The following is a 9,163-nucleotide window of genomic DNA, read 5'->3' on the forward strand; positions in this document are numbered from 1 at the left end:
AAAAAGCTGCTATTCAAGAAAATAAAAATACTGATAAAAGTATTTCGGAAGGTCTTGGGCAATTTAATATTTCTAGACCAAAAAAACTACATACATTAACATTGAGTTTAGCACTCTTTACAGCTTGTCAAGCAGAACCTACCGTAGGTGATAAAAATATGATTACGCTTCCCTCTGATAGTAGCCAATTACTTATGGTAACAACAGCTAATTGGAGTACAAAAGATGGAGAGCTTCAACGATATGAGAGAGGGGATAAGAGTTGGAAAAAAGTAGGAACTCCTATAACCATTGTTTTAGGCAGAAATGGTTTGGGTTGGGGAGTAGGACTACACACCGTGCCAAAAGATGCAAAATATGTAAAAAAAGAGGGAGACGGAAAAGCACCTGCTGGACTTTTTGCGTTGGGTAATGGATTTGGGTATGATAATTTTGAGATAGATTTCCCATATAGTGCCTACAAAGAGACAGACCACTGTGTCGATGATAGTAAATCTAAGCACTATAACACCATAATAGATAGTACCAAGACTGCAAAAGATTATAAAAGTTTTGAGCATATGAAGTTGAAAAATGACCTGTATAAGTATGGTATTACAGTAAATCACAACTCAAATCAAGTGGCTAATGCAGGTTCATGTATCTTTATGCATATACGAAACAAAAATGGCAAAGGGACTGCTGGATGTACTGCGATGAGAGAGGGTGAGATAGTTACTGTTTTGAAGTGGCTTAAGAGAGATAAAAAACCACTTCTGTTGCAGTTGCCTCAAAGTGAGATAGCAAAAAAAATTGCTGATAATAACTTAAAGTAAAATTTTAAACTTCTTGGACTAAAGTCTCCGATTCTAATCTTTTTGAAATTAATTTTGGGTAGGTACTTACAATCCCCTACTCCTCAACAGGTATCAAAAGCTGTGGGTGTTTTTTGATACTTAAAAAATAGTGCGAAAATTTTCGAGAAAAGAAATTAGCAATAGGTTTTTTTAGAACCGACCTGTTAAATGGTACGATATGTAAAATCTCATCTGCATCTCTTAACTCTACTATAGGATTAGATTTTTTCTCTACTATATCTATATGAAAACTATAAAGATTTGATAGACGCTCATAGTGTTCTATAATATTTTTTTTCTCTGAAAAATCACCTTCTGGGTCATAGTTACAGAGATTTAACTCCAACCCCAACCTCTCTGAGAGGTCAAATACGGAAGAGGAGATAGACTCCATCGCCTCCTCGTCTCCCATTAAAATCACTGCTTTGCTTATATCATATAGAGGATATTCACCAAAGAGGTAGATAGAGCGTTTCTGCATATAGAGTCTATCCTGTAGAGAGCTTTTAAATAGAGAGTTATCTATTAAAAAGAGTCCTATATCATAGTAGACAGTATCATAATCTATATTATTTAGTAGTTTATCATAGTGATAGTTGACTAGAAGCTGAATCGTGTCCGTCTCGAACTCTCTTAGCTCATCTAAAAGCTCTAAAGAGGTCACATGTGTCACACGAATATAGAGTCTACTCTTGGAGAGCTGTTTGAGAAGAAAAATCGCCTCATTAAGCTGTAGTATAATATCCTCCTTCTCGTGATCCATATCTATAATAAGATAGAGATTTTTGCCAAATGGTTCAGGAAACAGCCCTTTTCTTCTAGTGATTCTTCTATATGCCCCCTCTAAAACCGTAGGATTCCCTACAATTATCATCCTATCATTTGGTTTTATCATCGTTGTACTACTTGGAAGAATCTGCTTTTGAGCCCTATATATAACTGCTATACGCCACTTACTGTGAGAGACTGAACCTACATGTCTATATGCATATGAACTACCAAATGGAACTAGTACCTCCATAATCTCACCTCTACCCAAACCTATATTTTTAGCAACAATGGGAACATCTGGAAGATGCTCGTAGAGATGACTTGCCATCAACTCATTGACATTAATAACCTTCACATAACTATCATCAAGCTCCAAATCATCCCACTTACTAACAAATATAATACGAAGTTTAGGATATAACATTCGTACATTTTTATAGGAGTAGATAGCCTCCTCTCGGTCATTCATCACTATAAAAACAGCAGAGAAAGAGATTTCACTCATGATATTTTTAAGTTTTAGATAGCTTGTAGGGTCTTCTGCCAAAAATGATAAGTTACCTGTCTCTTCAACTGTTGATTTCAAATGATTACTACAGGTGATATAATAACGGTTATTATCAATCCGACTCTTGCCTACCCACTCTAGAAAATGTTTTGCCATCTCACTATTTGCGAGGATTAATATGTTTTTCATTTAACTCTTTTAGGTATAATACTTTTTTAGGTTTAATCTAATATTTAAGGATAATTATAACACAATGGATTTTAAGATAGATAAAAGAGATGGCAAAGCTAGAGCGGGAACCATTAAAACAGCCCACTCAACCATACAGACACCAGTTTTTATGCCTGTAGGAACGGTAGGAGCAGTAAAAGCACTTGATGCCACGGATTTAACAACATTTATAAAACCAAATATTATCTTGGGAAATACCTATCATCTATATCTAAGACCTGGAGATGATGTTATAGAGAAGATGGGTAAACTACATGGTTTTACGAAGTTCCCAAAAAGTTTTTTGACTGATAGTGGAGGGTTTCAAGCTTTTTCACTCTCTGACAATGTTGAAATAGATGAGGGAGGTATCACTTTTAGAAGTCACATAGATGGAAGCAAACACTACTTTACTCCCAAAAAAGTGATAGATATTCAGTACAATCTAGGTTCAGATATTATGATGATACTTGATGACCTTGTGGCTCTTCCTGCTACGCAAGAGAGAATCAAAACCAGTATAGAGAGAACCACTCGTTGGGCAGAGGAGTCTATAGAGTACCACAGAGCCAATCAAAAAATGGGTAAAGCACTAACACAAAATATATTTGCAATCATCCAAGGAGGAACAGACAGAGCCTTTAGAGAGAAGTCAGCCAAAGAGCTTTGTGCTTTGGATTATGATGGTTTTGCTATCGGTGGGCTATCTGTTGGTGAGAGCAGTGAGGATATGTATGAGACTGTCGAGTGGACTACACAGTTTATGCCAGAGGATAAACCAAGGTATCTAATGGGAGTTGGTACACCTGAGGATTTGGTAGAGAATGTATCAAGAGGTGTAGATATGTTTGACTGTGTGATGCCTACGCGAAATGCCAGAAATGGAACCCTATTTACCTCGTATGGAAAAGTCAACATAAAAGCGGCAAGATTCAAAGAGGATGAGAGACCACTAGACCCAGAGTGTGGTTGTATGGTTTGCAAAACCTACTCTAGGGCTTATCTCTGTCATCTGTTCCGTGCTAGAGAGATTACCTACTATAGATTAGGAACGATTCATAACCTCTACTACTATCTAAATCTGATGAAAGAGATGCGTCAAGCTATAGCAGAGAAGAGATTTGATGAGTTTAAAAAAGAGTTTTATGCCAAAAGAGAGTAAGACTATTTACTCTCTTTCATCCCCTTTGCAAACCTCTCCAAATCATCATTGTACCCTATACAGATAATAGTATCCCCACTATGCAACTGATGTTCAATACCACTACTAATAAAAACAAACTTCTCACTAGACTCCTCTTCTATAATCCCTAGCAGAAGCACACCACACTCAGAGAAGTTGACATCATCTGTCATCATGCCATTTAGGTAGGAGTTGGGAGAGATGAGCATCTCTTTGAAAGATATAGCATAACTATCAGAGACAAAACTTCCTAATAACTTGGTTGCTATGGGTTTTTGCAAGATATTGTGAACATGAGCCGCACTCACTTGGTATAGGTCTATAATCCTATTAGCCCCTGCCATCTTTAGCTTCTCGGTGGTATGAACAGAATCGGAGATTGCGACTATGGTTGTTTTGGGAAAGAGAGAACGAAGAGATAGAGTCAAAAAGACATTTAGATGTTTATCATCCATCACACAGATAATGTAGCTATCATCCCCAATATCCAATCTCTCCAATTTAGCGTCTTCTGTTACATCTAGCAGACGAACATTGACAAAACCATCCTTTTTGGCTCTACTGAAAGGCTCCTCTGTAGCCTCTATAATGTGAAGGTCAAAATCCTCTCTCCTTAGACCTTTTGCCAATGAGACACCCTGTATCCCATAACCAAAGAGAAATGCCTCTTTTCTCATGATGAACTCTCTTTAAAATACTCTACACTAATCTTCTGCCCCATCATCACCAAAGTATCACCCTCCTCTATTACTCTATCTGCTTTGGGATTGAAGATAAACTCACTATGAGAGCCTCTCTCTATACCAATCAGAAGAATTTTATATAATTTAAAGTTAATCTCACGCACCTCTTTGCCAATAAGTCTGCTCCGCTCTGATACTCTAAGCTCATCTATATGTGCAACATCTCTACCCATCAAAATAGAGTGTATCCCACTATAGACTACAGGTTGATTGATTGAGATGAGTAGCATCATATTGGTCACCTTATTGGGAATCAACACATGGTCAACTCCTGCTAGTTTAAACTTCTTCTCCATACTTGCATCGGTAGCTCTTGCTATGACTCTGATATTTTTAGAGACACTCTTTGCATTGAGGGTGATGTAGATATTCTCTATATCACTGTTGGTCAGACACAGAAGAGTGATATTTGCATAGTCTATATTAAATCTATTAAAAACCTCATGTTTACTTGCATCTTCATGAATTGCATTGTAGCCATCCTTGGTTGCCATATCGACCCTCTCTTTATCTTTCTCAATGATTATATAGGCACTACCCAACTCCTGCTCCTGCTCCAAAAAAACCTTTGTCATCTGACCATAGCCACAGATAATAATAAAATCATCCTGTTTATTGATATTATCCACCACTCGGTTCTCTTTGAGTTCATCTAGCTTCTCCGAAAAAGCAGAGACTATCACAGAGGTGACAAAAGCAATCATAGCAATTCCACTTAGTATAATAAGCATAGAGACTGCCCTGCCCTGCTGTGTCACAGGAGATATATCCCCATAACCCACAGAGGAGATAGTCACCAACGCCCAATAAAAGGCATCAAAGAGTGTACCGATATTCTCGTTTTGCTTATCTTCAAACACATAAAGAGCAATCCCTGCCGTCATCACAATAAAAAGCAGAAGTAGAAGCAGGGTAAATAGCTCAAACTTCTTATCTGCCAAAACCTCCACAAACTGCTTGATACTCTTGGTATATCGCAGAAGCTTAAAGACTCGAAAGAGAACAAAAATACGAAGTATCCTAAGTGGTCTATAAGCAGGAAGTATCGCCAAGAGGTCAATGATAGCTGTTAGTGAGGTGATATATTCAAGCTTTCCCTTTAGCACCGTTTTAATAGGAACCCAAAGAGAGAATCGCTTCAATAGAAACTCACTCTGATTATACTCTTTGATTATAGCTTTATGAAAATCATTATAGACCCAAAAACGCAAAAGATACTCGGTCAGAAAGAAGATGGACACCACATATATATCATATATATCCATCCACTCAGGTAGAGGATTACGAACACCATAAATCAGTATCCCCACCGAAGTAAGAATAAGAAAAATCATCAAAATATCAAGGTATCTCTTGTAGGGATAGTCAGGGTTTTGCAAGAGATTAAAGAGAAATTTTTTACTCTTTTGGTATGAATCTAGTCCATCTAAGAAAAAAGCAAATTTTACTATTAGTTTTGATAGCACTAAACCCCTTTTAAAATTTTATATTAACCTCTCTTTTAAGAGTTGATTAACTTTTTGAGGATTTGCAGAGCCTCTACTAGCTTTCATCGTCTGCCCTACAAAGAAACCAAAGAGCTTATCTTTACCAGATTTATACTGCTCCACTTTATCTTGGTTAGCTTCTAAAATCTTGTCGATAATCTCCAAGATTGCACCATCGTCAGAGACCTGCTTAAGTCCAAGAGACTCAATTAGCTCATCAATATCTCTCTCATTATCTATAAGTATATCCAAAATATCTTTAGCACCTTTACCATTGATTGTACCATCATCTATCTTGGATACCAACTCACCCAATTTTACAGCAGATACAGATGAAGTAGATATATTTAGACCTACTTTATTAAGTCGTCCAAGTAGTTCTGTATTTAACCAATTTACAGAGTTTTTAGGAGATGCCCCTGTCTCTAACATATCTTCAAAAAAGTAAGCCAACTCTTTTGTAGAACAGAGAACCATAGCATCATCCTTTTTGATTTCCAACTCCATAATATATCGTTTGACCTTAGCATCAGGAAGTTCAGGCATCTTTTTTGCCTCTGCTATCATCTCCTCTGTTACAATCAAAGGTCTTAAATCAGGGTCAGGAAAATAACGATAATCAGCCGCCTCCTCTTTACCTCTCATCGACTTAGTAACACCCTTGTCAACATCCCAAAGCCGAGTCTCTTGACGAACTTCACGCTCATAAACTCCATCTTCATAAGCCTCTGTCTGTCTCTGAACCTCATAAGCGATGGATGCTGCTACAAATTTAAAAGAGTTAATATTTTTTATCTCCACACGCGTTCCAAACTTCTTTTGCCCTTTTGGTCGGATAGAGACATTGACATCACAACGGAACGACCCCTCTTGCATATTGGCATCAGATATATCCAAATAACGAACAGTAGAGTGCAACTTTTTCAGATAAGCCACAGCCTCATCAGAGTTTCTCATATCAGGATCAGATACTATCTCTAGCAGTGGAGTTCCTGCACGGTTTAGGTCAACTTTTGAGTGATTTCCCTCATGTATATTTTTACCAGCATCAGCCTCCAAGTGAGCTTGGGTCATCCCTATCCTCTTCTGCATACCATCTTTTAGGTCGATAAACACCTCACCTTTTTGCACAATAGCCTTGTGAAGTTGTGTAATCTGATAAGCAGATGGACTATCAGGATAAAAATATGATTTTCTATCAAAATTAGAGCTATGATTTACATTGCCATTGATAGCATAACCAAGCCTCATAGCCTTAATCGCTGCCTCTTTGTTAACTACAGGCAAAGCACCAGGGAGAGCTAGACAAGTAGGACAAGTGTTAGAGTTTTGATGCTCTGCAAAACTTGTAGGACAAGAGCAGAAAAGTTTCGTTTTGGTATTGAGTTGAACATGGACTTCTAAACCGATGACTGTTTCGAACATTAGATGAACCTTTTTTCTATAATTAAAATTTTTGTGTATTATATCCAAAGATAGATTGGTTTAAAAGATAGGTTTTTGGGTTGCTTCTAAAATAGGTCTTACATCTCAAATTCAACATAGTTCGGGTGTAAACACACCGATTCCGAAAATGCAGATTGCATATAAGGAACCGATGGCTTCAGCCTCGCTATATTTCAACATTGCACTCCTTAATTCATTGCCATTACTCTACCTCTTTTTTCACTTTCTTCTCAGCCTTAACCCAAATATCCCCCTCAGAAAATACCTCCCAAGCCCACTTCAACCACCGAATCAAAGAGAACGCAATCCAGATAGCCCAAAGCAACATCAAAGCCCTATAGTACCATATAGATACAGAGATAACAGTAGGCTCTGCAATAGCAGTAGAGATACGGTCACTATACCAGTTTAGGTAGTGTCCATAGGAGTCATTGCCCACTATCATCATATCAGGGTTACCAAGTAGTCCTGCCGATACAGCACCTATGATAGTACCCAAAGCTATAAATGTCAAAATCACAAGTCCAATTTGAGTGAAGTTTCTAAGCCACCCTTTGAGTGCAAATCCTCTCTGTTCTCTAAATCTAAGGGCAAATATCCACATAACAATAGGAAGCATAATAAAGACACTTGTAGTACTAACGCCAAGACCTAGTAGTAACCAATCTCTCGTCTTTAGAGGAGTTCCTTTGACTCTGCCAAGAATCAGAGCAAACAATAGAACAGCTAACAGTACTCCCCAAAGAAGTACAGCAGGCCCAAGAGTTGGTCCATCTGTCCATAGTACCCAACGGTTATGTGGCAGAGTCAACTGAACACTACTGTTGACACTATCAGAGCTTAGGTCTATATGTGGAAATTTATAGCTCTGCGTAGCTCCTATCTCCTCTCGCCATGAGAGTTTGACCTTTTGGGCTTTTGCTTGTAGAGGTATGGAGACTTTTCCATTGCTAATCTTTAGGTAGTGACTCTTGCCATCTATCTGCGTCGATTTGAGCTTCTCTGCTCCATCTATTGTAATGGTATATTGACCTGCTTTTGAACTCTTTAGACTCAAATCTAGTGTCATATCTCGATAGCGACCAGATTGCATAATCTTTAGCTTACTTGACTCTATGGTCAGACTTTCACCGCTCACAGCTTTTGCTTTTTGCATAGTGAGTTTTAGTTTCTCACCCTGCCAAGGCTTGAACCTTGGCATTAAAATAGCACCGACTTTTAACTGCTCAACAGGCTCTATCCCTTCATAGTTCACATCCCAAATAGATGATATATCCATCTGCCATATCTCTATATGCTTACTATTTTTGCTAAAACTAAGCTCCAAATTTTCTGTAATAGGTATAGATGAACGCCAACGATAATAAGAATTTTTGCTACCAAGATACAGAACTGCTTTACCATCTTTTAGCTCTATCTCTTTATCTAATATTGACTCATTTGGCAGGAGTTTGTAGAGAAGTCTGTGTGGTTTGTCTATACTATTTAATAGCTTTACCTCTGTATCAATATACCATCTTTGACCAAAATAGAGTGTTCTGCTTACCTGTACCATCGGCTCAATTCGGCTTTTCTCTTTTTCTTTCTCTTTTTGCTCTTTTAGATTGTTTATCTCTATATAACTCTTATAATCACTTGATACCTGCCACGATTTATCAGTAGATAGACTCTTTAGATTGTGCAGAGGTAGCACAGATGAGAGCATAATCTGCTCATGCCCTTTGACTGTACCACTCAATCTAACCTCATGCACACCCTTGGAGAGCATAAGCCAAAGCCCACCACTTCTATCTATATTTAGATTTGCTATTTTATCATCTATAGTTACAGTTGATGGTAGCCATATATTGCGATTGCCAAAGATAGGCACAGAAACGACTGCACCTGCTGATATATCTACTCTTATATCCAATATATTATCCTGAAAACTACGGAAAAAAAATTATGCTAAAATGTCAATAAAAAATGAAATTAAAAAC

General features: G+C 37.7%; 7 protein-coding genes. 2 read left to right on the forward strand and 5 right to left on the reverse strand.

What is annotated here, in order from left to right; all coding sequences use genetic code 11:
* The coding region (locus GSY74_RS02330; protein ID WP_370518761.1) for a L,D-transpeptidase at positions 1-815 on the forward strand (815 nt) is incomplete at its 5' end.
* A 76-nt stretch (positions 816-891) separates the two neighbouring features.
* Here GSY74_RS02330 and GSY74_RS02335 read toward each other — a convergent pair.
* Positions 892-2,304 carry a COG3400 family protein gene (locus GSY74_RS02335; protein WP_164663506.1) on the reverse strand — a complete coding sequence of 471 codons (1,413 nt, stop codon included), beginning with the start codon at positions 2,302-2,304 and terminating at the stop codon, positions 892-894.
* 64 nt (positions 2,305-2,368) lie between these two features.
* On the opposite strand from GSY74_RS02335, the gene tgt reads away from it, so the two are divergent.
* Positions 2,369-3,487, forward strand: a complete 1,119-nt coding sequence (gene tgt / locus GSY74_RS02340; protein ID WP_164663507.1) for a tRNA guanosine(34) transglycosylase Tgt — start codon at positions 2,369-2,371, stop codon at positions 3,485-3,487.
* A gap of 2 nt (positions 3,488-3,489) precedes the next feature.
* Here tgt and GSY74_RS02345 read toward each other — a convergent pair whose 3' ends face one another.
* The 4 genes from GSY74_RS02345 to GSY74_RS02360 form a co-directional block, all read right to left on the reverse strand.
* Positions 3,490-4,185: a TrkA family potassium uptake protein gene (locus GSY74_RS02345; RefSeq protein WP_164663508.1), complete on the reverse strand. Its 696-nt coding sequence runs from the start codon at positions 4,183-4,185 to the stop codon at positions 3,490-3,492.
* On the reverse strand, positions 4,182-5,717 hold the full coding sequence (locus GSY74_RS02350; protein ID WP_164663509.1) for an ion transporter: 1,536 nt from the start codon (positions 5,715-5,717) through the stop codon (positions 4,182-4,184). The genes GSY74_RS02345 and GSY74_RS02350 overlap by 4 nt, the downstream gene beginning before the upstream one ends.
* An 18-nt stretch (positions 5,718-5,735) precedes the next feature.
* Positions 5,736-7,163 (reverse strand): Asp-tRNA(Asn)/Glu-tRNA(Gln) amidotransferase subunit GatB, encoded by a 1,428-nt coding sequence (gene gatB, locus GSY74_RS02355; RefSeq protein ID WP_164663510.1) that lies wholly within the window; start codon positions 7,161-7,163, stop codon positions 5,736-5,738.
* A gap of 223 nt (positions 7,164-7,386) precedes the next feature.
* The gene (locus tag GSY74_RS02360) at positions 7,387-9,096 is read right to left on the reverse strand and encodes a hypothetical protein (RefSeq protein ID WP_164663511.1); all 1,710 of its coding nucleotides are present in this window, start codon (positions 9,094-9,096) and stop codon (positions 7,387-7,389) included.
* Between the last annotated feature and the right edge of the window lie 67 nt (positions 9,097-9,163).

The sequence above is a fragment of the Sulfurovum sp. bin170 genome (genome assembly GCF_010892395.1).
Lineage (GTDB): Bacteria > Campylobacterota > Campylobacteria > Campylobacterales > Sulfurovaceae > UBA1140.

Excerpts from the sequence above, each read along its gene's own strand:
- tgt (WP_164663507.1), top strand. The coding sequence starts at position 2,369 with ATGGATTTTAAGATAGATAAAAGAGATGGCAAAGCTAGAGCGGGAACC.
- GSY74_RS02345 (WP_164663508.1), bottom strand. The coding sequence starts at position 4,185 with ATGAGAAAAGAGGCATTTCTCTTTGGTTATGGGATACAGGGTGTCTCA.
- gatB (WP_164663510.1), bottom strand. The coding sequence starts at position 7,163 with ATGTTCGAAACAGTCATCGGTTTAGAAGTCCATGTTCAACTCAATACC.
- GSY74_RS02335 (WP_164663506.1), bottom strand. The coding sequence starts at position 2,304 with ATGAAAAACATATTAATCCTCGCAAATAGTGAGATGGCAAAACATTTT.